At 36.1% G+C, this 25,197-nt stretch carries 27 protein-coding genes and 1 pseudogene; 7 read left to right on the top strand and 21 right to left on the bottom strand.

From position 1 onward, the window contains the following. Position 1: 1 nt before the first annotated feature. The 3 genes from VBZ51_RS09075 to VBZ51_RS09065 all read right to left on the bottom strand — a co-directional run bounded on the left by VBZ51_RS09075 (position 2) and on the right by VBZ51_RS09065 (position 2,949). A complete protein-coding gene (locus tag VBZ51_RS09075) occupies positions 2-487 on the bottom strand; it encodes a gliding motility lipoprotein GldH (RefSeq protein WP_416576703.1) in 486 nt (161 codons plus the stop codon). Further along, positions 480-1,676, bottom strand: a complete 1,197-nt coding sequence (locus tag VBZ51_RS09070) for a PSP1 domain-containing protein (protein WP_091607810.1) — start codon at positions 1,674-1,676, stop codon at positions 480-482. Before VBZ51_RS09070 ends, VBZ51_RS09075 begins: the two co-directional genes overlap by 8 nt. A gap of 241 nt (positions 1,677-1,917) precedes the next feature. Continuing rightward, a complete protein-coding gene (locus VBZ51_RS09065) occupies positions 1,918-2,949 on the bottom strand; it encodes a rhodanese-related sulfurtransferase (RefSeq protein ID WP_416576702.1) in 1,032 nt (343 codons plus the stop codon). Positions 2,950-3,319: 370 nt separating this feature from the next. Here VBZ51_RS09065 and recA point away from each other — a divergent pair, with 370 nt between their 5' ends. From recA to VBZ51_RS09045, 4 genes are all read left to right on the top strand, one after another. After that, a complete protein-coding gene (gene recA, locus VBZ51_RS09060; RefSeq protein ID WP_058105109.1) occupies positions 3,320-4,327 on the top strand; it encodes a recombinase RecA in 1,008 nt (335 codons plus the stop codon). Between the two features lie 82 nt (positions 4,328-4,409). After that, positions 4,410-4,832 (top strand): hypothetical protein, encoded by a 423-nt coding sequence (locus VBZ51_RS09055; RefSeq protein WP_058104505.1) that lies wholly within the window; start codon positions 4,410-4,412, stop codon positions 4,830-4,832. Between the two features lie 16 nt (positions 4,833-4,848). Beyond that, a complete protein-coding gene (locus tag VBZ51_RS09050) occupies positions 4,849-5,415 on the top strand; it encodes an RNA polymerase sigma factor (RefSeq protein WP_071340869.1) in 567 nt (188 codons plus the stop codon). A 32-nt stretch (positions 5,416-5,447) separates the two neighbouring features. Beyond that, positions 5,448-6,962: an outer membrane beta-barrel protein gene (locus VBZ51_RS09045; protein WP_416576701.1), complete on the top strand. Its 1,515-nt coding sequence runs from the start codon at positions 5,448-5,450 to the stop codon at positions 6,960-6,962. Here the strand turns inward: VBZ51_RS09045 and VBZ51_RS09040 are convergent. Then, entirely contained in the window at positions 6,959-7,699 is a 741-nt protein-coding gene (locus VBZ51_RS09040) for a lysophospholipid acyltransferase family protein (protein WP_416576700.1), read from the bottom strand. The genes VBZ51_RS09045 and VBZ51_RS09040 overlap by 4 nt on opposite strands. Before the next feature lie 69 nt (positions 7,700-7,768). On the opposite strand from VBZ51_RS09040, the gene trpS reads away from it, so the two are divergent. Further along, positions 7,769-8,737: a tryptophan--tRNA ligase gene (gene trpS, locus VBZ51_RS09035; RefSeq protein WP_058104509.1), complete on the top strand. Its 969-nt coding sequence runs from the start codon at positions 7,769-7,771 to the stop codon at positions 8,735-8,737. A gap of 181 nt (positions 8,738-8,918) precedes the next feature. Here trpS and dprA read toward each other — a convergent pair whose 3' ends face one another. Further along, positions 8,919-10,037, bottom strand: coding sequence for a DNA-processing protein DprA (gene dprA, locus VBZ51_RS09030; protein WP_210707740.1), 1,119 nt, complete (start codon positions 10,035-10,037; stop codon positions 8,919-8,921). A 92-nt stretch (positions 10,038-10,129) separates the two neighbouring features. Here dprA and VBZ51_RS09025 point away from each other — a divergent pair, with 92 nt between their 5' ends. Further along, positions 10,130-11,101, top strand: a complete 972-nt coding sequence (locus VBZ51_RS09025; protein ID WP_074670937.1) for an SPOR domain-containing protein — start codon at positions 10,130-10,132, stop codon at positions 11,099-11,101. 60 nt (positions 11,102-11,161) lie between these two features. Next, on the top strand, positions 11,162-11,674 hold the full coding sequence (locus VBZ51_RS09020; protein WP_058104512.1) for an acyl-CoA thioesterase: 513 nt from the start codon (positions 11,162-11,164) through the stop codon (positions 11,672-11,674). Between the two features lie 5 nt (positions 11,675-11,679). Here VBZ51_RS09020 and VBZ51_RS09015 read toward each other — a convergent pair whose 3' ends face one another. The 16 genes and pseudogenes from VBZ51_RS09015 to atpH all read right to left on the bottom strand — a co-directional run bounded on the left by VBZ51_RS09015 (position 11,680) and on the right by atpH (position 25,197). Then, on the bottom strand, positions 11,680-12,000 hold the full coding sequence (locus VBZ51_RS09015) for a hypothetical protein (protein WP_416576699.1): 321 nt from the start codon (positions 11,998-12,000) through the stop codon (positions 11,680-11,682). Positions 12,001-12,147: 147 nt separating this feature from the next. Continuing rightward, complete coding sequence (locus tag VBZ51_RS09010) at positions 12,148-12,993, bottom strand: aldo/keto reductase (protein ID WP_416576698.1); 846 nt, start codon at positions 12,991-12,993, stop codon at positions 12,148-12,150. A gap of 11 nt (positions 12,994-13,004) precedes the next feature. Continuing rightward, positions 13,005-14,228, bottom strand: a complete 1,224-nt coding sequence (locus VBZ51_RS09005; RefSeq protein WP_058104514.1) for a murein hydrolase activator EnvC family protein — start codon at positions 14,226-14,228, stop codon at positions 13,005-13,007. Positions 14,229-14,232: 4 nt separating this feature from the next. Further along, entirely contained in the window at positions 14,233-14,991 is a 759-nt protein-coding gene (locus VBZ51_RS09000) for a DUF4292 domain-containing protein (RefSeq protein ID WP_416576697.1), read from the bottom strand. Positions 14,992-15,025: 34 nt separating this feature from the next. Further along, complete coding sequence (locus VBZ51_RS08995; protein WP_416576696.1) at positions 15,026-15,961, bottom strand: tetratricopeptide repeat protein; 936 nt, start codon at positions 15,959-15,961, stop codon at positions 15,026-15,028. Between the two features lie 17 nt (positions 15,962-15,978). Next, positions 15,979-16,413: a dUTP diphosphatase gene (gene dut, locus VBZ51_RS08990; RefSeq protein ID WP_416576695.1), complete on the bottom strand. Its 435-nt coding sequence runs from the start codon at positions 16,411-16,413 to the stop codon at positions 15,979-15,981. Beyond that, positions 16,410-17,870, bottom strand: a complete 1,461-nt coding sequence (locus VBZ51_RS08985; protein ID WP_416576694.1) for a lipopolysaccharide biosynthesis protein — start codon at positions 17,868-17,870, stop codon at positions 16,410-16,412. Before VBZ51_RS08985 ends, dut begins: the two co-directional genes overlap by 4 nt. Positions 17,871-17,921: 51 nt before the next feature. Continuing rightward, positions 17,922-18,293, bottom strand: a complete 372-nt coding sequence (locus VBZ51_RS08980) for a hypothetical protein (protein ID WP_143751721.1) — start codon at positions 18,291-18,293, stop codon at positions 17,922-17,924. 149 nt (positions 18,294-18,442) lie between these two features. Continuing rightward, positions 18,443-19,003, bottom strand: coding sequence for a hypothetical protein (locus VBZ51_RS08975; protein ID WP_305522344.1), 561 nt, complete (start codon positions 19,001-19,003; stop codon positions 18,443-18,445). Beyond that, the gene (locus tag VBZ51_RS08970) at positions 18,996-19,490 is read right to left on the bottom strand and encodes an RNA polymerase sigma factor (RefSeq protein ID WP_348099971.1); all 495 of its coding nucleotides are present in this window, start codon (positions 19,488-19,490) and stop codon (positions 18,996-18,998) included. Before VBZ51_RS08970 ends, VBZ51_RS08975 begins: the two co-directional genes overlap by 8 nt. Continuing rightward, positions 19,490-20,332, bottom strand: coding sequence for an alpha/beta fold hydrolase (locus VBZ51_RS08965; protein ID WP_416576693.1), 843 nt, complete (start codon positions 20,330-20,332; stop codon positions 19,490-19,492). The genes VBZ51_RS08970 and VBZ51_RS08965 overlap by 1 nt, the downstream gene beginning before the upstream one ends. A gap of 73 nt (positions 20,333-20,405) precedes the next feature. Then, the gene (locus VBZ51_RS08960) at positions 20,406-21,626 is read right to left on the bottom strand and encodes a TCR/Tet family MFS transporter (protein WP_210707750.1); all 1,221 of its coding nucleotides are present in this window, start codon (positions 21,624-21,626) and stop codon (positions 20,406-20,408) included. A gap of 137 nt (positions 21,627-21,763) precedes the next feature. Then, positions 21,764-22,624 (bottom strand): ATP synthase F1 subunit gamma, encoded by an 861-nt coding sequence (gene atpG / locus VBZ51_RS08955; RefSeq protein WP_074670923.1) that lies wholly within the window; start codon positions 22,622-22,624, stop codon positions 21,764-21,766. Between the two features lie 30 nt (positions 22,625-22,654). After that, a pseudogene (locus VBZ51_RS08950) lies at positions 22,655-22,995 on the bottom strand (four helix bundle protein). A gap of 24 nt (positions 22,996-23,019) precedes the next feature. Further along, complete coding sequence (atpA, locus tag VBZ51_RS08945; RefSeq protein ID WP_210707752.1) at positions 23,020-24,597, bottom strand: F0F1 ATP synthase subunit alpha; 1,578 nt, start codon at positions 24,595-24,597, stop codon at positions 23,020-23,022. 60 nt (positions 24,598-24,657) lie between these two features. Then, complete coding sequence (gene atpH / locus VBZ51_RS08940) at positions 24,658-25,197, bottom strand: ATP synthase F1 subunit delta (RefSeq protein ID WP_210707753.1); 540 nt, start codon at positions 25,195-25,197, stop codon at positions 24,658-24,660.

The raw sequence follows: 25,197 nt of genomic DNA, 5'->3' as shown, positions 1-25,197 counted from the left end.
TTTAAGGGGTGCTTTTTGTTACTTCTATACCTACATCGGTAATACCTTCTAGGTTAATAATACCAGAAACATTACCGTTTTTACGCATTGCTTGGGATACCTCAATAGTATATACGCCAGAAGTGGAAAAAACGATGTTTTCCTTATACCACAATTTACTTTCCTTTATACTGCCATTGCCCTTGCCCAACCATGTACCGTCTGGTAAAGACATGGCATATTCAAGTGTGTCTTTAGTAACCTCACCTTCAGGTGTAGTTAGAGCTGCAATAATAAATAAATTACTATATGGAAAGGTATTGTCGTTTCTTACATTGATAAAGATATCATGTTCCGTAACGGTATCCATTTTACTTAGAGAAAACTCTAAAACATTATCCTTGTTCCAAACACCATCTTCCAATGTTCGGTATTCAGATTTTATAATATTGCTGTCACAAGAAGCAAAGAGCACAAGTGCTAAAAAACAACAAAATATACTACGCATTCTTCTTTTGATTTCTATTACGATTTCTATTCTTGTTCTTATTACGGTTTCGATTCTTGTTCTTGTTTCTGTTCTTGTTCCTGTTTCCTCCGCCTTTAGGCTTATCAAAACGGGTAAGACTATCTTGACCAACAACATTCTCAAAAACTACTTTTTCCTCTACTACAATTTCCATTGCGTACATTTCAAGGCTAGCTACCTTTTCCTTCTTTTTATTTTTTTGAAGGATTTCATTGACCTGATCTTTAGAAAGCACGTGCCAATTGCCCGGATCCTCTTTATAAGAGAACCAAAGCATTTCTTTAAAAATATCCGTTTTTTGACAAAAAGCTAAACCTTTCTCCGTAAACAACTTTGTATCTTGGGAAGGAAAGTCTTTAAGCGCATCTAAATACACATCTAGCTCATAATTTAAACAGCACTTAAGCTTACCACATTGACCTGCCAACTTTTGCGGGTTCAATGATAATTGTTGGTAGCGTGCCGCAGAGGTACTTACCGATCTAAAATCGGTCAACCAAGTAGAACAACATAATTCTCTACCACAAGAACCTATACCACCAAGACGCTGGGCTTCTTGCCTATAGCCTATTTGACGCATTTCTATTCTAATGCCAAAAGCCTTGGCCATGTCTTTTATCAACTGACGAAAATCTACACGCTCATCTGCCGTATAATAGAACGTAGCTTTAGAGCCATCACCTTGAAACTCAACATCGGAAATTTTCATTTGAAGTTTTAAGATAATAGCTATTTCCCGTGCTCTTTTCTTAATTTCTTCTTCTCGATCTCTACATTTTTGCCAAATATCAATGTCTTTTTGGCTGGCTTTTCTATAGATTTTAGGAGCCTCTTCTTCTTTAAAGGATTCCTTTTTTCGTTTCATTTGCACACGAACAAGCTCACCCGTTAAGGTAACCATGCCAATATCATGACCTGACTGTGCTTGTGTGGCAACTATGTCGCCAATGGAAAGTGAGAGATTTTCAGTATTCCTAAAAAACTCTTTTCTACTATTTTTAAATCTTACCTCAACAAAATCGAATGGTCGTTCCCCGTTTGGGAGCGACATATTTGAAAGCCAGTCAAAAACTGTCAGTTTATTGCAACCATCTGTACCGCAAGTACCGTTATTCTTGCATCCCTTTGGTTGTCCATCCTTACCGGTAGAACAACTACTACAACCCATATTATATATATTGATTTGGTCGAATTTTCTAAAATTCACCAAAAAAGGTTCATAAAAAACTTATAGGTAAAGATACAGTTTTTTTAATGTGAAATAAAAGCTAAGTTCTCTCTAACCGTTTTAAAAAGCTTCAATAATTATTAGTCGCCCATAGGGTTATCACAACAAAAGAGTGTTCAAAAAGCAAGCTTTAGACACCTAAAACAGCCTTAGCTCTGACGTTTACTATACAAACGAAGCTCTATTTTTTAAACTTCAATACCTCAGACCGTCCTTTCTTGAATATTTTATTGCTGACTACCTTACCTTTTCTTAGCGCCTTTTGCTCTTCATACGGTAACTCATGTACTTCTTTGCAAGTATCTGAACAACAATTATTCATCTTTTCCGCACAAGACTTACATTGAATAAATAATAAGTGGCAAGCTTCATTGGCACAGTTCACGTGATCATCGCATGGTGCGCCACATTGGTGGCAATTGGCAATGATGTCATCACTAATACGCTCTCCCCTTCTGTGGTCAAAAACAAAGTTCTTACCTCTAAACTTATTTTCAAGTTTCTTTTGTTCCACTTGTCTGGTATATTCAATAATACCCCCTTCTAACTGATATACCTGCTCAAAACCTTTATGTTTATAATAAGCACTGGCTTTTTCACATCTAATGCCACCGGTACAGTACATTACAAGTTTCTTGTCTTTCTTATGATCTGCCAAGTCCTTTTCAATGATATCCAACGAATCTCTAAACGTATCAACATCTGGAGTTATGGCGTTTTTAAAATGACCTATTTCACTTTCATAATGGTTACGCATATCCACTAGCACCGTATCTGGATCTTCAATAAGCTCATTGAACTGTTCTGCCCCCACGTGAATACCTTTGTTGGTTACATCAAAAGAATTATCCTCTAATCCATCGGCTACAATTTTCTTGCGCACTTTTACTTTTAGTTTCAAGAAAGAAAGGTTGTCTTGTTCTATGGCAATGTTCAATCTTACATTCTCCAAAAACGAAATACTGTCTAAATGTGCCTTAAAAACACTGAAGTTTTCTGCAGGAACAGAAAGTTGGGCGTTTATACCTTCATGGGCAACATAAATTCGCCCAAGAACGTCCATTTCATTCCAATGGATAAAAAGGTGATTTCTAAAAATAGTGGTATTACCAATGTGTGCATAGGTATAGAAAGAGATCGTAAGGCGCTCCTTGCCCGCTTCTTCAATTAAAGCCGCTCTTTCTATTGCACTTAACGTATTGTACAGTTGCATGCTATACTAATAATTTAAGCCTGCCCATAGGCAGAAGGTTATAGAAAATTTTTGAAGGGCAAAAATAACGATAATTCTGAAGAAACCCCTATTTAATTAAGGTTTAACACCTTATATAAATTAAAAAGAGCCCTGTTTATAAACAAGGCTCTTTAAAGGCTATCCGATTTTTTCTTTTTCATAACATTCTTAGAGAGTACAAAAGGAAATAGCCACCAATAATCGCCAACACTAAACAGCGATCTATAACCAATAAAGCAACTTCTATTTTTAAATAGATGTCAAATACATAAATTGGTTGCGTAAACGGTTTCAATATTATATAGTTCAAAAAAGAATTGGTAATTTAGCTTTCCAAAAAATTATGAAAATGAGTTCTGAAAAAGAAGCAAAATTAAAAGCATTAAAGTTGACCCTTGACAAAATGGATAAGACCTACGGAAAGGGCGCTGTAATGAAAATGGGGGATAGTGTTGTTGCAGATGTTGAAGTGATTCCTTCTGGCTCATTAGGTTTAGATATTGCATTAGGTGTAGGCGGTTACCCAAGAGGTAGGGTTATTGAAATTTACGGACCGGAATCTTCTGGTAAAACCACTTTGACCCTACATGCCATTGCCGAGGCACAAAAAAATGGAGGTATTGCGGCATTTATTGATGCAGAACATGCCTTTGACCGTTTTTACGCTCAAAAATTAGGGGTAGATATTGACAATTTAATTATTTCTCAACCAGATAATGGGGAGCAAGCACTAGAAATTGCAGACAATCTAATACGTTCTGGAGCTATTGATATTGTTGTTGTGGATTCCGTTGCGGCATTAACCCCAAAAAGTGAGATCGAAGGTGAAATGGGTGACTCTAAAATGGGGCTTCATGCACGTTTAATGTCACAAGCGCTTAGAAAACTTACCGGTTCTATCAGCAAAACAAATTGTACCGTAATTTTCATTAACCAATTACGTGAAAAAATTGGTGTTATGTTCGGTAACCCAGAAACCACTACTGGTGGTAACGCCCTTAAATTTTATGCTTCCGTTCGTTTAGATATTAGAAGATCTACTCAAATAAAAGATACCGATGGTAACGTACAAGGAAACAAAACAAGGGTTAAAGTTGTAAAGAACAAGGTTGCACCACCTTTCCGTACTACAGAGTTTGATATTATGTATGGCGAAGGTATTTCTAAAGTTGGCGAGGTAATAGACCTAGGTGTTGAATATGAAATAGTAAAAAAGAGTGGTTCTTGGTTTAGCTATGGCGACACAAAATTAGGTCAAGGTCGTGATGCGGTTAAAAACCTATTATTGGATAATCCTGAATTATTTGAGGAATTAGATGGCAAGATCAGAGAAGCCATTGCAGCCTTAAATGCATAAATTCAATAAAAATACTTTAGCAAAAGTAACTTAACGCAACCATTGCACTTACTTTTCATCTTATAAACAAAACTGTTATATGATGAGAAAAAAGATAATGCTGCTGGCAACTGTCATGGCATTTCTATGCAATGGTTGTTCTATTGATGATGATGGCGCCAATTTCCATTTTACAGCGCTGGAAATTGTAGAAGCAGAAGTACCAGAATCGTTTGATTTAAACGAAACCTACAAAATATCTGTAGATTATTTAAAACCAGATAGCTGTACGTATTACGAAGGGTTTGATGTTGTAAAGGATTCCTTGACCGTTAGAAGCGTAGTTGCCATAGGCACCGTAAGAACAGATTTCGATGATTGCACTGAAGAATTAATACAGGAAACTGCATCTTTTAACTTTCAGGTAATCTATGATAAACCATATACATTTAAATTTTACACCGGAAACAATAGTGACGGAGAGGCAGAATATATGGAAATTGTAGTTCCAGTAAACAAACCTTAAAAACAACCGACCATTTGTGAGTCTAGAAGAACTCATACATAATTGCAAAAAAGGAGACCGCAAAGCGCAGGAACTATTGTATAGAGCCTACGCAACTACCCTCTTTGGCATATGTTTAAAATATTCAAAATCCAAATCTCAAGCAGAAGACACCCTACATGATAGCTTTATGACCATTTATGACAAAATAGGTCAGTTTAAAAACAAAGGTTCTTTTGAAGGATGGATGAAAAGAATTACGGTCAATACCGCTCTTCAAAAATATAGAAAAGAAGAGTATTTAAATGTAGTTACGGATAACACAGAAGAAGAAGTAACCGTAGATAACGCCTTTAGTGATATAAGTCTACAAACCCTCTTGGGCTACATACAAGAATTGCCCAACAAATACAGAGCTACATTCAATTTATATGTTTTGGATGGATACACCCATAAAGAGATCAGCGAAATACTGGGTACTTCGGTAGGTACTTCAAAATCCAATCTCGCAAGGGCGCGCGCATTATTAAAAGAAAAAATAGAAACAAAGGTAACACAGTCCATTATTAGTGTCCTTATCATAATATCAAATCACTTTTTATAATCTAACATGATTATAGACTGAAATAGTACTAGATGCAGAGAAAAAATATAGACGAACTTTTTCGAGATAAACTCTCGGACTTCAAACAAGCACCGGACAATAAGGTCTGGCGTGCGATTGATGCGTCATTGGACAAAAGAAAAAAGAGAAGGGTGATACCTATATGGTGGTCATTAAGTGGAATAGCGGCAGCTTTATTGATGGGATTATTGATTTTTAATCCGCTTACAGAAGAACCAACTACCAATGAGATTTTGGTGGAAACTGACAATGCCCCTACAACCATTGATGACATTCAACCGAACATCAAAAATGAGGTCTTTATCGACTCCATAACTACCAATTCAAATGCCATTGTTGAGCAAAGCATAACTAATGAAGAATCTGTAAATGATCCTGAAGACAGCTCATTAAACCCGGAAAAACAAACCAATACATCTACAGTTTTAACCAAAAAAATCAACGATAAAAAGGCTCAAACCACAGACCATATTGCCAAAAACAATACTATTGACCAAGAAACCAATGCTTCATCACAAGAAACTTTAATTGCCGAAAACATCTCTAAAGAAGGCTTTGATCAAAACAACACGGAAAATCCGCTAAACGAAGATTTGAATTCAAGCGAAGCCATGGCAATCAACAAAAGAGAATCCTTTAAATCTCTAAACACGGATAGTCTTAAAGAAGAACATACCGTTACTGCCAACACCCCTATTGAAGAAACTACTGAAACAGTTGAACCCAACAAAAAATCAATTTTTGAGGAAATAGAACACCAAGAAGAATTGAAAAAGGAAAAAGTAGCGACCAATAGATGGTCCGCAGGTCCAAATGTTGCACCAGTATATTTTAATGCACTTGGTGAAGGTTCTCCAGTCAATTCTATTTTTACTCCTAATACCAAAAGTGGTAATATAAATATGAGTTACGGTGTAACCGTGGCTTATGCCGTGACTAAAAAACTAACTATTCGTTCTGGGATCAATAAAGTTGATTATGGTTATGACACGGAAGATGTAGCATTTTCCTCTTCTTCCAGTTTAGCTTCTAAAGGTGGTCAATTATCCACAATTAATTATGCCGAAACCTCAAATACATTGACAATTGCAAGTAACATTGTTACTTCTGAAAAGTATACCACTACCAATTTAGCCCAAGATGTTACAGCAAAAAGCCCTACAAGAGATGGGTTTATGTCTCAACAGTTTGGCTATTTAGAGCTTCCTGTAGAATTGAATTATGCCCTATTGGATAAAAAATTCGGGGTAAACATTATTGGCGGTGTCAGTTCACTTTTCTTAATAGATAATGCCGTATCGTTAACATCTGGAGATCTAACTACTGAAATTGGAGAGGCAAACAATATTAACGACCTTAATTTTAGTGCCAATATGGGTCTAGGGTTAAATTATAATTTTTCACAAAAAGTCCGTTTTAATGTTGAACCCATTTTTAAATACCAGCTCAACACATTTTCTGATGTAAATGGAACATTTAGACCGTATTCTGTTGGCGTTTATAGTGGCCTAACTTTCAAATTTTAACTATTCTTGATCAAATCATCAAGTATTGTTTTTCTTACTCGGTCCCGCAAGTTTACTGTGTCTTCTGGGCACAATGAGTGGGTCTCTACAAACTTGTGCACTCTAGCCCTACATTTACCAGGGCCACCACTAAAAAACGTAAAGGAAAAACGCTCTTTGTTATCATAAAATGTCATAGGCACTACGGGTATTTTATGGGCAATGGCCATTTTAAATGCCCCATCTTTAAATTTATCCAACAACACATGTTCTTCTGGAACACCGCCTTCTGGAAAAATACAAATACTTAACCCTTGCTGAAGCCTTTTCTGTGCTCTTCTGTACACTCCTGTCCTACTTTGGGTATTATCCCGATCTACCATAATACAAACTCGTTTATAGAAGAATCCGAAAAGTGGTATTTTCACCAACTCCTTTTTACCAACGAATACAAACGGATTTTTACTAACCACAAGCATTAACATTATATCTAACATGCTGGCGTGGTTGGCCACCAACATATAGCTCTTCTTCTTAATCAAACGTTGCTCATAAGTCACTTTTGGAAAACAAAACATACCGTACAGTATCGGTTTTGCCCAAAGGTTTCTTGCCATCCAAAAAAACTGGGGATACCAAGTCTCTTTTGAGGCAAAAACGACCAATACAGGGAAAAATATAATGATAGGTATGGCTACTAGAATATAAAACCAAATTCGATATAAGGTTTGACCAATTTGTCTAACGACTTTAAGCATAAATCAAAAGTAGTTATTTAGGATAGTTTTTTTGTATTGTTTTACCTTTGCTTGATACAATTAAAGAAAATGGCAAGAATTTTAACAGGTATTCAAAGTACGGGAACACCACATTTAGGAAATATTCTAGGAGCGATCAAACCGGCAATAGATATGGCCAATGATCCGTCTAACGAATCTTTTCTGTTCATTGCGGATATGCATTCGTTGACGCAAATAAAAAATGGCGAACAATTACGCCATAACACTTATGCAGTTGCAGCAACATGGCTTGCATTTGGTCTGGATATTGAAAACACCGTTTTTTACAGACAGAGCGATGTACCGCAAACCACAGAATTAGCTTGGTACCTTAGTTGCTTTTTTCCATACCAACGCTTAACGCTTGCCCATTCCTTTAAAGATAAGGCAGATAGGTTAGACGATGTAAATGCCGGACTTTTTACCTACCCTATGTTAATGGCGGCAGATATTCTATTATATGACGCCAACATAGTACCTGTAGGCAAGGATCAAATGCAACATATTGAAATGACGCGTGATGTCGCATCTCGTTTTCATGCACAATTAGGTGAAACTTTTGTATTACCAGAAGGAAAAGTACAAGAAGAAACCATGTATATACCTGGCACAGATGGTGCCAAAATGAGTAAGAGTAAGGGCAACTTGATCAGCTTGTTTCAGACAGATAAGAAATTACGCAAGCAGATTATGGGAATACAAACAGATAGCACTCCCATGGAAGAACCAAAAGATCCTGCTAACGATAACATATTCGCGCTATATAAACTTTTAGCTAGTCAGCCTCAAATTGAAGAAATGAGTGCTAATTATTTAGCAGGAAATTATGGTTATGGGCACGCCAAACAAGCACTTTATGAAGTCATTGTAAATAAGTTTGAAGAACCACGTGAGAAGTTTGAATACTACATGAACAACCTCAATGAGATTGATGACGCATTGGCATTAGGAGCTGAAAAAGCCAGAAAAGTTGCAGACGGAGTACTAGAAAGGGTTCGTGAAAAGTTAGGGTATTAACGAGTAGTTTAAAAAACTACAAAAGACAAAAACCGACCAAATGGTCGGTTTTTGTCTTTAATATACTTATCCCATGTCTTAAAATCATCGTCATCATAAAGTCATTTCACGATAAAGAACAAGAACCTAAAGAAAATACGTAACAAACCTAGAAAAACAGACCCAGTAGTTTGCTATAACTTTATATAGCCTCGAACAATTTCCCTGGCAATGGTCGTATTACCCCTTTCATTTCCATAGTCAATAAGGTAGATGACGTTCTAAAAATTGGCAGTTTACAATCTAAGGCAATACTATCCAATAACTGCTTGCCATTATTCTGTAAATACGTGTAGATGCCTTGCTCAATTTCATCAAGCTCAATGAACAATTGTTTTTGAATAGGCTTGGTTTCCTTTTTTCCTATATCCCAATCTAACAGATAAATCAAATCTGCCGCTGCGGTCATTACATGTGCCTTTTGCTGCTTTATTAAATTATTACAACCTAAACTGTACTTGTCCGTAGTTCTTCCAGGAACAGCAAATACATCCCTATTATAACTATTGGCAATATCAGCGGTAACCAGGCTCCCACCTTTTTCAGCAGATTCTACAACTACTGTAGCCTCACTTATACCAGCGATTACACGGTTTCTTTTTAAAAAATTTTCTCGTTCAGGATTACTTGTACTCCAAAATTCAGTGTAGAATCCGCCATTTTTAAGCACTTCAGCTTGATATTTTGCATGAACTTTAGGGTAGATTTGGTTTAAACCATGTGCCAGGCATCCTACTGTCTGTAGCCCATGTTTTATGGCTTCCCTTTGAATACAAATATCCACTCCGTACGCAAAACCGCTTATGATTACAGGATCCAGTGGTGCCACATCTTCTATAAACTGCTCACAAAAAGCCGTTCCATAACTCGTTATTTTACGGGTACCTACTACGCTAATAATTTTTCGTTGGGCTAGGTCAATATTTCCTTTCTTGAATAATAATATAGGTCCATCAATGCAATGCTTTAAATATTTAGGATAGTGATCATCTAAAAAATATGTGCATTCAATATCATTTTTAGTAATATAATTGAATTCTGCCTCAGCAGCTTCCAAATGCTCAAGATCAAAAAGATGTTTAATTGTATGGGTACCTATACCATCAATTTTTAATAAATTTTGCTTTTTGTCTTCAAAAATTGCTGTTGGACTCCCGCAATGTGAAATTAATTTTTTCGCGAGGACATCTCCAATATTGGGGACATGTTGCAATCGAAGTATTGCAACAAGTTCATCGGCAGTATGTTGTGTAGTTTTCATTTCTTGTTCACAAATTAGGTGAAAAAATATGTTAATAAAAAGTTACGTAAGAGGTTTTTATACCTCTTTATTTTTTCCATATTTGCGCAACTATGGTTTTAGAACACTATATAAGCGATTTACTTTATAGGTACAACTGTGTTGTTGTCCCAGGGTTTGGAGCGTTCCTTACCCAAAAAAATTCTGCGAAATTAAACGTAGTTACCAATACGTTCAGCGCACCCAATAAATCCATTGTTTTTAATAGACAACTGGTTTCAAATGACGGGCTTTTGGTTTCTTATGTATCCAATGCCGAGAAAGTTTCTTATGAAACTGCATTGGTAGAAATAGAAAACCAAGTGAAAATTTGGCAAGAGGCCTTGATACAAGAAACGTCATTGCACTTAAAGAATATTGGATCTCTTACCAGGAACAACGAAGACAAAATATTGTTTCAGCCTGCAAATGAGACCAACTATTTAACGTCCTCTTTCGGACTTTCCAATTTCAATTCAATTCCTGTCTTAAGGGAAGAACTAAAAGAGGAAATCATAGAAATTGAAGAAAAAATACCGTTCGTTATTAGTCCTGAGCGTAGAGAAAGCGGTCGTTTTAGACCATACTTGAAATATGCTGCTATTTTAATGTTGGCCTTTTCAACAGGAATTACAGGATACAGAGCATACCAGCAGCAACGTACCAATGAGCAAGTTGCAAGACAAGATGCCCAAGAGTATGTTAACAAGCAAATACAGGAAGCTACATTTTTTGATCTTTCACCATTAGAATTACCAACGGTAACCATTGATGCCTCTTCTACTTCAACTACACAACCAACAGTTAACGAAGGTGAAGAAATGCATTATATTGTTGCTGGTGCCTTTAGAGTTAAAGGAAATGCGGACAGAAAAATAGAACAGCTAAAGTCACTTGGCTTTAATGCTGGCTATTATGGCACTAATGCTTATGGATTGCACATGGTTACCTTCGATAGCTTTACAAATGCAAACGATGCTTTAAAAGCACTGCGTGAAATTAAGCTTACACAGTCCAAAGACGCTTGGTTGTTATCTGAAAAATAAACCTGCACACATTTTATAAGTATCATTGATGCCCGTATCTTTGCGGAAAATTTCTATTTAATGGAAGCAAAATCGCCTTCAGCATCTCGTACTACAATGACAGATATGGTACTCCCTAGTGAGACCAATGCCCTACAAAATTTATTTGGAGGTGAATTATTGGCCCGTATGGATCGTGCCGCTAGTATAGCCGCAGGAAGACATAGCCGTAGAATAACGGTTACCGCATCTGTAAACCACGTTGCCTTTAATTTGGCCATTCCATTAGGAAGTGTAGTTACTGTTGAAGCAGCCGTTTCTAGAGCCTACAATACTTCTATGGAGGTGTATATAGATGTTTGGATAGAAGACCGCTATAACGGAAAACGAACTAAGGCAAATGAAGCAATTTATACCTTTGTTGCCGTAGATGAAACCGGTAAACCCACCGAGGTACCAGAGTTGGTTCCTGAAACACCCTTAGAAATCACTCGTTTTGAGGGTGCCCTTCGCAGGAAACAGTTAAGTTTGGTTTTAGCAGGTAAAATGAAACCGGACAATGCCACAGAATTAAAGGCTCTATTTACCAAATAATTACTTTAAGCCACTTGTTCGTATAACTCCCTTTCCAATTCAGACTGATCAACATCAATTTGAAAAGAAACTTCCATGTCCGCACCTTTTGTATTGACCCAAACATAAAGTGCTGCCAGGACTATACTGCCTACTATAAAGAAAATACTGGAGAACAGCAATGAACTAAAAAGGGCAATCATTAAACTTACCATCAGAAATAAGGCATAGACCATCATAGGAATATATGATCTAAAACCCTCATAGGTTTCCGCTTTTAACTTTGTACTTCTTTTATTATAATTTTTATCGGTAGTCGTCGAATGTAATGTAAAGGTATTTTCCATGATAGTCTCCTTTTAATCAGTTAACCAAATTTCGCAAAAAAAATGAAATTACCTAAACATAACTACATGTAAATCAGTATGATAACTAATTTTTAAAGAAATGATATTATTCAAATAACATAAAAATCATTATCACAAAATAGGGTATCAAAAATTGAAGTTATCGGGATCAGGACCAATACGTTCACCAGTTTCCAACCCATCTAAAAAGAATATGTCTTCAGATGATAGTTCAAAGTCAAAAATTTCCGCATTAGCCGCTATACGTTTTGCATGAACAGATTTTGGAATAGCGACAATACCTTTTTGAAGATTATAACGTAGAATAATCTGCGCTACGCTCTTATTGTACTTTTTCGCCAAATCTGCACAAATATCCAACTCAAAAACCTTACCCTGCATAAAGGGAGACCAAGATTCATATTGAATTCCTTTAGCCGCACAAAAATCAACAAGATCTTGTTGTACCAAATGTGGATGAAACTCCATTTGGTTAACCATAGGCACCACCTTACAATCTTGCAAAATATCTTCTAAATGATGTTTAAGAAAGTTACTTACCCCAATGGCCTTTATTTTCTTTTGAGCATACAAATACTCTAAAGCTCGCCAAGTTTCTTTATACTTACCACTAACCGGCCAATGTATAAGGTAAAGATCTAGATAGTCTACACCCAAACGTTTTAAACTGGCATCAAATGCTTTTAGCGTTTCATCATAGCCTTGATCTTCATTCCAAACTTTAGAAACCAAAAATATTTCTTTCCTATCTATACCACTTTCACGAATACCCTTTCCAACACCCTCTTCGTTTTTATAGATTGCAGCAGTGTCTATGTGCCTATAACCAATTTCAAGAGCACTTTTAACGGCATTAACCACTTCTTGATCATTATCTGACTGATAAGTACCCAAGCCTAAATACGGCATTTGTACTCCGTTATGTAATGTAAAACCCCCTGTAAGGTCGGTAATATTGATGTGTTTTTCCATTTGAATACAGTTTAAAGACGGTACACCCATTCTTCTGGGTTTAAACGAGACGTATCTTGATATAAATAAAATTTTAACCTGGTCTGGCCATTGTTCCTATTGGTATATACAATACCCAACTCTTCCTTACTTGATACCTTATCACCTTTCTTCACATAAAGTTCAGATAGATTGTAATACGTACTTATAAAGTTACCATGCTTAATTTGAACACCTTTGTTACCACCGGGTACTGCTAAAATAGCAATGACCTCGCCTTCAAAAATAGCCCTGGCTTTGGCTCCTTCATCCGTGGCAATGATTACACCATTACTTTGGTGCTTGATCCCTGGGTAAACCGGGTCAGCATACACTCCAAACCCCTGACTCTTAATTCCCTTTTCAACTGGCCAGATCAGCTTTCCCTTATTCGCTGAAAAACTGCTGGCTATTCTAGAAGCTTCGGGGGTAAGAACAAATTTGCTGGTATTCTTGGAAGTGCTGCCAGATTTTTTGTTAGAAGCAGCAATAGCACTTCGTATCAATTTTTCTATTTGTTGATCGATCTTTCTTGCCTCTTTCTTTTTAGCTTCGATTGCACTTGCATACTTGCTTTCATTTTTGCGAATAGTTCCTAGAAGTGCTTTTTGAGATTGAATTTCGGCAAATAATTGATTCTTTGCTTTTTTGTTCTGGGCCAATAATACCTCTTTTACTTTTCGTTCCTCGTTAAGGTCGGCATTCAACCGTGAAAGCTCGTCAGTTTTAGCCAATATCTCAGCTCCCTGTTCTTTTCTGTAATCCGTATACTGCTTCATATATTGAAGCCTTTTAAAGGCTTGAAAGAAGCTTTCTGAAGATAGCAGGAACATTAATCTATTTTGTTTGGATTTATTCTGATAAGACTTTTGTATCATCTTAGCGTATTCATCCTTTACCTCTTGTAGTTCGGTTTTTAATTTGCCAATATTTCTGATGTTGGTATTAATTTGCCTGTTCAGTAAATTAGATTGTTGATTGGTTACCCGAATTAATTGTTGGCGCACCGTAATTTTTTTATCCAAGGCTTCCATCTGATCCAGAACATTGCCTTTCTCCTTTTTCTCAGCAAATAGCAATCTATTGATATCGCGTATTTCAGATTGAAGTTGTTCGCGTTTTTCCTCTAAAGCTTTTTGTTCGCTAGTCTGCGCTATTAGGTTTACCGAAGTAAACAATAATAGTAATAAAACACTAGGTTTAAATCTGAACAACATCTGTTTAAAGCTCTATTTCATTAAAACCCTTAGGAATTGAATATGGAAAATTGACCGTGCCGTTCAACTCCAAATTCTTAAATTCAAGGTCTATATTATTTTCACTATCCTTAGTAATTGCTTTTACCATAATTTCATTAGGTAAAATTTCATTATCCAAACTTTGATAATTTTTATAAGCAATCTCTAAAACTCTTTTCTCCAGCGGTTGAGAAAGTTGCTGTAAAGCCATCTTAAAGTTCTTTGGCTCTACCTGAAATAATGTTTTGTATAAAACGTCTTGCACTTTAGGAGTTAAACGATAACTCTCATTTGAGATGCCTATATCGTATTTTCCTTGTCTTAAATCTATAATTGCCTGCCCTGTGAGCAAATTTTGTAAAATGGAAAAGTCAACTTCTGTACCCAATAAATCACTTAAATACGAGAAGTCGCCATCAAAATATTCATTTTCCAATTTATTATAAAAAGACACCCTATCTGGAGTAATATATGCCTTAACAATACCAAGAGGAGCACTCATCCATATTGCCTTGTCCTTTTCCATACGTAGGCTCACTGATACGTTCTGTGAGGTTTCACCATCAGAATAACTAATTTTTACCCTACCTGCCAATGTTTTAAATCCAGCTTCATTTTGATAATGTGCCTTTATAACTGATTTGGATGATAGCTTAGCATCTACCGTACCACCAGAAATCACCTTTGTACTTTTACAAGATGCCATGAAAATTACCATGACCATAGGTAAGGCATATTTCATTTTTATTATTTTTAAAAACTTCATCATCTTTACATCAAGATTTAATTTTACTAAGGTACATATTTGCTTTAGACGTATTATTGGTTGCGGTATAGGCTTTGACCAATTCTTTATAAATGGCATTTTCCAAAGGAATATCATCTATTAAATAATCTAACGCACCCTCTAATATTTCAATAGCATCTTTATGCTTTTGTAAGCTGTTCAAAGCAGCTCCGTTGGCATAGTAAAAATAGGGTTGCGACGGAAAACTCTCCATTGCTTCTTCCGTAGTTTTTAACAACATATCATTCCCCGTATCTTTTTTGAGCATTGCCTCTATTCTAGATTTAAAACCTTCTATACTGTTTAAATCTTTATTAGGTGCAGTATTTACGGCTCTAACTGAATGTACAAAAGTCCTTTTCTGGTTAGCAATAGAATCCGTAATCTTTTTTGCCAAATACTCTTGCTTTTTAGAGATGTTTACACCTTTTAACAGCGTTTGTGCGGTAACATAATCTTCGTTCAAATAATAGATCTCCGCTAAATTCACCCTCATCTGAACATTGTTCCATGGTAATTCTTCTCTAACATCGTCTATTACGGATTTTTTGGCGTTAATAACATCTACAAGTGTTTCTGCATACCAATAATTTTCTGGTTCTCCGGTCAATGCCTCTACCGCATACTCTTGTGCATTGATGTATTGCTTATCGTACAAATGAAATTTGGCCAACTCAAAAGAAACAACGGTATTTTGAGGTTGTAAACGCTTACATTCCAAGAAATACGTAATTGCACGGTCATAATTTCTAATGCCTTTCTGCTTTAAGCCTTCGAAAAAATTTTCTTGAAAAGTATCAGAATACTCTTCAAGGAAAACTTCTGAACTTTGTTCAATATCCAATTCAGGCGTTTCTTGTGCACAAATGGTTAAGGGGGTACATAAAACCCCGATCACAAAACCCAAAAACACCGCCTTTACCATACTTATTTATCAGATTTCTATTTAACACCTGTACTCCCAAAACCGCCTTCTCCCCTAGCAGTTTCAGACAAACTTTCTACTTGGTTCCATTCTGCACGTTCGTGTTTTGCAATGACCATTTGAGCAATACGTTCGCCGTTTTCAATTACAAAATCTTCATTGGACAGGTTTACTAAAATAACACCTACTTCTCCTCTATAATCAGCATCAATTGTGCCAGGTGCATTAAGTACGGTTATTCCCTTTTTAGCCGCCAAACCACTTCTTGGCCTTACCTGAGCTTCAATACCTACAGGCAATTCAATGAAAAGACCAGTTGGTATAATAGCTCTTCCTAAAGGTTGTAGTGTAACCGCTTCGGCAAGATTAGCTCTTAAGTCCATACCAGCAGACGCAATGGTCTCATAATTGGGTAAATCGTGACCTGACTTATTGATAATTTTTATGTTCATCTGTTTAGATATAATTTTTTAAGATTTTCAAATTCCAGCTTATATACCAAGCCCAAGAATACTAATAACAAAGGTATACCTATAAATAGGTTCCTATCAAAAATGTAAAATGAAAGCGTAGAAAACAAGATGGACATTCCTAAATAAAAGATAATTTTTCTAAAGTTATATGGAATGGGATAATACATACGCCCAAAATAAAATGAAAGCATCATCATGGTACCATATGCCATTAATGTAGCCACTGCTGATGCCATATAGCCGAAATACGGAATAAAAATCAAATTGATAATTATAGTCAGTACGGCACCTATCATTGAAATATAAGCGCCAAATTTGGTGCGATCCGTAACTTTATACCAAACGGATAGGTTATGGTAAATTCCTAAGAAGAAACTTGCCAAAACAATTAATGGAACTATAGGCATGGCATCCCAATATGATTCATTTAGAACAAGAAAACGCTTTAGAACATCAGAAAAAACCACAACCGACAATAAAATAATACTGCCCAAAACCACAAAATAATTTGTAATCTGAGCATATGCTTTCTGGGGATTTTTGGTAACTGAATGACTAAAGAAAAAAGGTTCAATTCCCATTCTAAAAGCAGTCGCAAAAAGTGTCATGAACAGCGCAAGTTTATAGCATGCTGAATATTTTCCCATTTCACTTTTAGCAATATCTATTGGCAATAACTCTGATAACAGATAGCGGTCAAAAACCTCATTAATGGTAAAAGCAATACCGGCAACCATAACCGGCATAGCATAGCGGACCATCCTTTTCCAGAGTTCTTTATCGAAAACATATGGCTTACGGATGTAAACCCTGATCATCAACAATAATGTAACACCACTAGCAATTAAATTGGCAATTAAAATATAAGGTATCTCATAATCTGGTTTATATAACGAGTTGAAAAAACCTGTTGATGAGCCTGTAGCTATCTTAGGTAAGAAAATCAAGAAAAATAAGGTGAGCCCTAGGTTAAGAGATACGTTTAATATTTTAACAATGGCGTATCGCATTGGCTTTTCATTAGCCCTTAACCAAGCAAAAGGAATAATAGCTAAAGCATCTAATGCCAATATCCCTAACACATAATTCATAAAAGGCAAGTCAATATTCAACGCAGTGGACAATGGCGTCTTAAATAATATGCCCACTAAAACCAATAAAGCGGTTGAGCCCATTATGGATAATAACGACGTGCTAACTACCTTTTTTCTATTTTCTGACTCCTTGTAAAAACGAAAAAACGCCGTTTCCATACCGTATGCCAAAAAAACATTGAAAATTGCAAACCAAGAAAATATCAAAGTAACCTCACCATATTTGCCCGGTGCCATTACATCGGTATAAATAGGTACAAGTAAAAATGAAATCATCCTTGGCAAGACAGTTGCCAAGCCATAGATCGCAGTTTGTTTAAAAAGTTTTTTGAGTGGATTCAAGCACTGTACATTAAGGCGATAAAAGTACCTATTAAAAGCCTAGTTACAAAGTTAGTTTTTGGGTGCGCCTTTATAAATTTGGGGTTGTTTTTGTTTTATGTCTGATACCTTTGCATATTTCAACTTTCCATTTTCGCTGTAACTCACAACGGCCTCATCTTTACCTAGGTTTAAATCTATAGCTTCAGGAGACTTTGAAGCAGTATTAGGTATTCTGACAACGATCACATTTTCGCCATTCACTGTATTGACGATGGCATCTACCTGTTTCCCCCTAAAATAAACATGATTCATTTGAATATCGGAATTCTCAATCAACGTAACCGGAATTCTCAATTCTGTACCAGAACCGCTTTCTTCACGACCACTTACATATTCCTGACAAGACGCTTTACCTATATCAAATGAAGGTTCTGCTTGCAACTTTTTCTGAGAAGTACAACTAGTTAAACAAAGACAAAAAAGTAAAAAATAAGTATTAAGATATTTCATTAGACCATATTATACTTATAAAGATAATAAGTAATATGGGTTTAATACGTCATTTAACATGGCTATCACAATTTAATGCACTAATCCGCCTTTTGCAATTGCCTTAATTTATTAAGCTCGTTTTTTACCTGCCTGTAAATAAATACACAGAAAACCGTTAAAAAAACTATGGATGAACATAGTATATATACATAAAAACCATGTGACAGCGATACTTTGAACAGAGGTAACAGAATAATAAACCCAACGGTATAAATAATAATTGCCAATGGAGTAATTATAAAATGTGTAAACCTTCTGAAGGAATAATATGTAGTCAAATCTTGTTTAAACGTATTATAGTCAGCACTAAAATTGATAGATCTTAATCTTCTTAAACTAAAGAGCTCAATACCTATTCTAACCATTAAACTACCGATCATTAAACCGATCCCCAGTAAAAATGTCGCATTTTTATAGCCGGAAACGTACAGTAGAAAAGCGAACAATGTTATGATTGTAATTGTTAAAACTGCATTCCCTGTTCTTTGTTTGTTTTCAATGGATTTTACACTTTTCAAGAGTGATTTAAAACTCTCTTCAGTTGCAGATATCTTAGATTGGTTTTGCCATGTATTTTGTAAATCTTCAAAATTATTCATGATTTGCACATTTTGTAAGTTGTTGTTTTATTCTATGTATTCTAGTTCTTATAGCGTCATGCTTAATCCCTATGATTTCTGAGATCTCTACTTGTGGCACATCTTCTAGTTCCAACAAAATTATAGCCTTGTTAGTGTTACTTAATTGGTTGATGCATTTGTACAATTGAAAAAGCATATCTTCTTTTTCTACAGGATCTTCACTACTCTCACTTATTTGCAAATCATCAATTTGTAGTTTTTTCTCTTCTTTCTTCTCCCTACGTATTTCTGCCAAACAAGTATTCACACAAATTCTATAGATCCATGTAGCTATTCCGCTTTCATTTCTAAACGTATCTAAGTTTTTCCAAACTTTAATGAACGTTTCCTGGGTCAAATCTTTGGCCAGTACATCATTACCTCCGGTATACCCCATGCATAAACGCATTACTTTAGGGTAATTAATCTCATATATCTTTTTATATGTTGTCTCCTTAGGTGTCATTAATCCTCTAATGCTTTAAGTACATTTTCAATGAACCAATCTGGTTGATCAAACATTATAAAGTGCGAAGACCCCATGGCAAATTCCAAGTTATATTCTTTAAGGGTTTTATATTGACTATTATATGTCGTTTTAGCCATTTCTAACCCATAAGGTTCTGTTGCCGCTAAAATGGTTACAGGTATATCAATTTTAGAAAGGTCGTTACGCAAATCCAATTTCAATAAATCAGTATAACCATAGACATATGTTTCTCGATCAGCTTTTATCATCCAATCTTTTATTATTTCTTGGTTTGATGCACCTAAAGCCATTCCGCTTGCCATTTGACTGACCATGGACTCAAAATCCTTATCGTTCATGGCCAATACTTTCTTATTATAAGATGAATCATAAACCATATATTCACTTTTAAAGTTAGGCATCATTAAAGCACCGGTTGAGGGCAAAGCATCAATTATGATCAATTCTTTAAAAGCACTATTTTCTGTAGCCATCCAAAGTGCTAATGCACCGCCTAAACTGTGCCCAAGCAGAACAGCATTATCTAATTTGTTACTAGAAATATACTTAACCAATTCATCTTTAATTTTTGGTAGCCAAGGTTTTTCTATAGCGGGCACATCACCAAAACCGGCAAACGTAAATACATGACATTCATAATCTTTAGATAGCTCAGCAACGGAAGCTTCCCAAACATCACCAGTACAGGCAAAGCCCGGAAATAAAAGTATTGGTTCACCTTTACCAATGACTTCGACTCTAAAAGGATTGTCTTGAGCAGTTATTGAAAAGGAGGAAATAATAAATAATGCGAATACTAATAATTTAATTGTTTTCATCGTAAGAGTTTTTGTTTTGTTCACCCTTTAGATTCAAGAATTAAAAAATGTTACCTTTTTATTTGAAAAAATATTATTCCGGTTCTACATTCATCCTTTTTATAGCCGTTGTAGCCAAAATAAAGGCAATTAAGAGAAGAACCGCGGCAAGGGCATATGGAGCGCCAGGAAAATAAATCGAAGTCTCAGGCCTAATAAAATAATAAAATACAGGCGCAAATATAAATTGCCCTAAAATAGCCGTTATGCTAACCAGACCGGTTATAGAGCCCTGTAAAATTCCCTGCTCTTTTTCCGATACTTGATTAGAAATAACCCCTTGTACGGTAGGACCTGCAATACCACCCAATGCATATGGAATCAAGAATGCATACAGCATCCAAGGTTCATGGGCAAAAGAAAACAAGAACATACCCACTGTCCACAATAAAAAGCCATAGATGATAACCTTACGTTTTCCAAATTTTGTTACTAATTTACCAACCAAAAACCCTTGAACAACGGCAACCAATAAGCCAACTACCATAAGAGACAATCCTATTTGTCTCGGGTTCCAATCATACCGTTCTATCCCGTAATAAGACCATGTAGAAGGTAACGCCTGACCAGCAAGGTTTGCCAAGAAAAATGCAGAAATCAACAGTAGAATTCCCTTATAATTACGCAATGCGAACAATGAAACCCCAGGAATCATCTTTGCATAGTTAATTTGTCTTCTGTTCTCCATGGTCAATGATTCTGGAACAAAGAAATACCCGAACAAAAAGTTTGCAAATGTTAGCCCTGCAGCTATATAAAAAGGCAAACGTATATCTATTTCACCAAAAAAACCACCTATACCCGGACCTATAATAAAACCTATTCCGAATGCAGCACCTATTAATCCGAAGTTCTTTGCTTTGTTTTCTTTGGTACTTACATCAGCAATATAGGCGGATGCCACGGTAAAACTTGCACCAGTAATTCCCGCTAAAAACCTACCCAAAAACAACCAAACAATAGAAGGTGCCCAAGCGTGGATTAAATAATCTATACTTAACCCTAACAAGGCAATAAGCAATATGGGACGTCTACCATATTTATCGGATATTTCACCCAATACAGGCGAAAACAGAAATTGCATACCTGCAAAAGCCGTTGTTAACCACATACCATAGATAATAGCCATATGATTGCCTTCACCCGTTAGTTCCATAATCAAATCAGGAATAATTGGAAGAATGATGCCTATGCCAATGACATCAACAAGAATAGTTATGAATATAAAAAGTAAGGCGGTTTTATTGGATTTCATGGTGATGACAAAAGTCGGGTAAAAAAAGGTAAATAAAAGCAATAAAAACAAAAACCCCACTGGTGAGTGGGGTTTTTATATATAGTTTAAAGCGTTAAAGGTTTAGACAACATGAAGTCATCTATATTTGAACATTTTTAATTGTTCAATGCCTCTGCACCACCAACGATTTCTAAAATTTCATTGGTAATTGCTGCTTGCCTTGCTTTGTTATATGTCAATTTCAATTGGTCACGTAGCTCAGTTGCATTATCTGTAGCCTTGTGCATTGCAGTCATACGAGCACCATGTTCACTAGCAAAAGAATCTCTTATACCTTTATACAATTGTGTTTTTAAGGATTTAGGAATCAATTGCTCTATAATTTCAACCTTAGAAGGCTCAAAAGTATAATCTGCACTTGCCGTTTCTTCTACCTCTAATGGTACAATTGGCAAAAACTGCTCGGTCATAACAATTTGGGTAGCCGCATTTTTGAATTTGTTGTACACAATATCAATACGGTCATATGCGCCAGCCGTGAACAATTCCATTAAGTTCTCTGCTATTGCTGCAACATTATCAAAGGTTAGATCATCAAATACACCACTATGGTTAGCAATAACATTATAGCGTTTACCTAAGTAATCATTAGCTTTTTTGCCTACCGCAACAAAATCAACTTCTTTACCTGCATAAACATTTTCAACAAGGTTAACAGATTGCTTTAAGATGTTGGTATTAAACGCCCCACATAGTCCTCTGTTAGAAGTAACCGATACGACCAAAACTTTATTCACCGCACGATTATCGGCATAAACACTACCAGAATCACCTTCTAAACTAGCACTTAGGTTTTGTAGTAATTCCGTCAGTTTATCGGCATAAGGTCTCATTGCCGTAATGGCATCTTGCGCCTTTTTCAATTTTGCAGCAGAAACCATTTTCATGGCACTGGTAATCTGCATCGTTGAAGAAACCGATGAAATCCTATTTCGTATTTCCTTTAAATTTGCCATTTATTCAAGTTAAAAGTTATGAATGAAGAGTTATGAGCTTTTAATTATAGAAACTAAAATTCTAATAAGTTCTTCGCATTTAATTTTCATATCCTTTGGCACATTTCTTCCGGTAGCCTCTAATATATCCAACCAATACATGGTTTCATCCGCTTCCTTAAGAGCAATTCCAAACTTATTTTTAAAATCTTTTTTACTAACACCTCTCTCTGCGCTTCTCTAGTATTAGCTCCAATACTAGTTCCACTTCTTAACAATTGAGAGGCAAGCTCAAAATCTTTATTTTCTTTTAATTTATCACAGTACAAAACAATATCACAAGCAAATTCAAAACTCTTGACCCTGATAGGGCTTTCATTTAAATAACTCATAACTCATCGCTCTGCACTTTTAACTTATTTGTATTTCGCAGAAAGCTCTTTACAAACAGAAGTCAAGGTATCTGTTACTTCATCTGTAAGCTTACCAGACTTCAAGGTATCTAGAACATCTCTGTGCTTAGCGTTCAAAAACTCCAAATAATCACGTTCGAATTCCTTTACTTTCTCAACAGGAACATCTCTTAACAAGTTTTTAGAACCTGCATAGATTATAGCTACCTGATCTTCAACCGTAAATGGATCGTTCTGAGCTTGCTTTAATATTTCAACGTTTCTACGTCCTTTTTCAATTACGTTCAATGTCGCAGCATCTAAATCTGAACCAAATTTAGCAAAGGCTTCCAATTCACGGAACTGTGCTTGATCCAGTTTCAATGTACCGGCAACTTTCTTCATTGATTTGATCTGAGCGTTACCACCAACACGAGATACAGAGATACCTACGTTAATTGCAGGTCTAACACCTTGGTTGAATAAATCTTGCTCTAAGAATATCTGTCCGTCAGTAATAGAAATTACGTTAGTTGGGATATAAGCAGAAACATCACCTGCTTGTGTTTCAATAATTGGCAAAGCCGTTAAAGAACCACCACCCTTTACCATTGGTTTTAACACCTCTGGCAAATCGTTCATTTCTTTTGCGATATCATCATCATTGATAACTTTTGCAGCACGCTCCAATAATCTAGAGTGTAGGTAGAAAACGTCACCTGGGTAAGCCTCACGTCCTGGTGGTCTTCTTAACAAAAGAGACACCTCACGGTAAGCAACCGCTTGTTTTGATAAATCATCATATATAATTAATGCAGGACGACCTGTATCACGGAAATACTCACCAATAGATGCTCCGGTAAACGGTGCATATACTTGCATTGGCGCAGGATCAGATGCATTAGCAGCTACAATGGTAGTATATGCCATTGCACCTTTATCTTCCAATACTTGAGCAATACCGGCAACGGTAGATGCTTTCTGACCTATGGCAACATAGATACAGTAAACAGGCTCACCAGCATCATAAAATTCTTTTTGATTTAGAATGGTATCAATACAAACCGTAGTCTTACCAGTTTGACGGTCACCAATAACAAGCTCTCTCTGCCCTCTACCAACTGGGATCATCGCATCAATTGCCTTAATACCAGATTGCATTGGCTCTGTTACAGGCTCTCTGTAGATTACACCTGGAGCTTTACGCTCAAGTGGCATCTCATAAGTATCACCGGCAATAGGTCCTTTACCATCGATCGGGTTACCTAAGGTATCCACAACACGACCAACAATACCTTCACCAACTTTTACAGAAGCAATACGTTGTGTACGCTTAACCGTATCTCCTTCACCAACAGATTTAGAAGGTCCTAAAAGAACCACACCAACGTTATCTTCTTCAAGGTTCAAAACGATACCTTCAAGACCGCCTTCGAATTCAACCAATTCTCCATATTGAGCATTAGCTAGTCCGAAAACTCTAGCGATACCATCACCAACCTGTAATACAGTACCTACTTCGTCTAAAGTAGCGGTAGCATCGAATCCTGATAATTGTTTCTTTAAAATTGCTGATACTTCAGCGGCTTTTACTCCTGCCATTTTTAATTAGATATAAGATATTAGACAATGAATGTAACCATTCGTGGTCTTATATTGTTATTATAGACTATTTGAAAATTCTCTTTTTAAATTATTAAGCTTGTTGCTTACGCTAGCATCATACTGTAAATCTCCAACTCTTAAGATGAAACCTCCAATAATACTTTCGTCAATTTTACTTTCAATGGTAACCTCATCACCAGTAATAGTAGCAACCTGCTTTAATATTTTTTTCTCCATCGCGGCATTTAAAGGTACAGCGGTTGTTACGTAAGCAACGTTCTTACCTTTTAATTGCTCATTTAGGATAATGTATTTTAAGGCTACCTCATTTAACATACCTAAACGCTTGTTGTCTACCAACATTGTTATAGCGCCTTCCGTAATTGAATTACATCCTTTGAAAATTTCAAGTAATGCACTCTTTTTAGAAGTACCGGAAACAACCGGACTTGCCAATACATCTTTTAATTCTTTACTATCTGAAATAGTAGTGGCGATTGAACGCATATCTTTCTCAACAGCATCCAAGGCTTTGTTTTCCTTGGCCATGTCCAATATTGCCTTTGCGTAACGTAATGCAGCTCTAGATTCGCTCAT

This window comes from Maribacter sp. HS (assembly GCF_048059195.1).
GTDB lineage: Bacteria > Bacteroidota > Bacteroidia > Flavobacteriales > Flavobacteriaceae > Maribacter > Maribacter dokdonensis.
The sequence above is the reverse complement of the archived record's forward strand: the minus strand, read 5'-3'. Positions and strand labels throughout refer to the sequence as shown.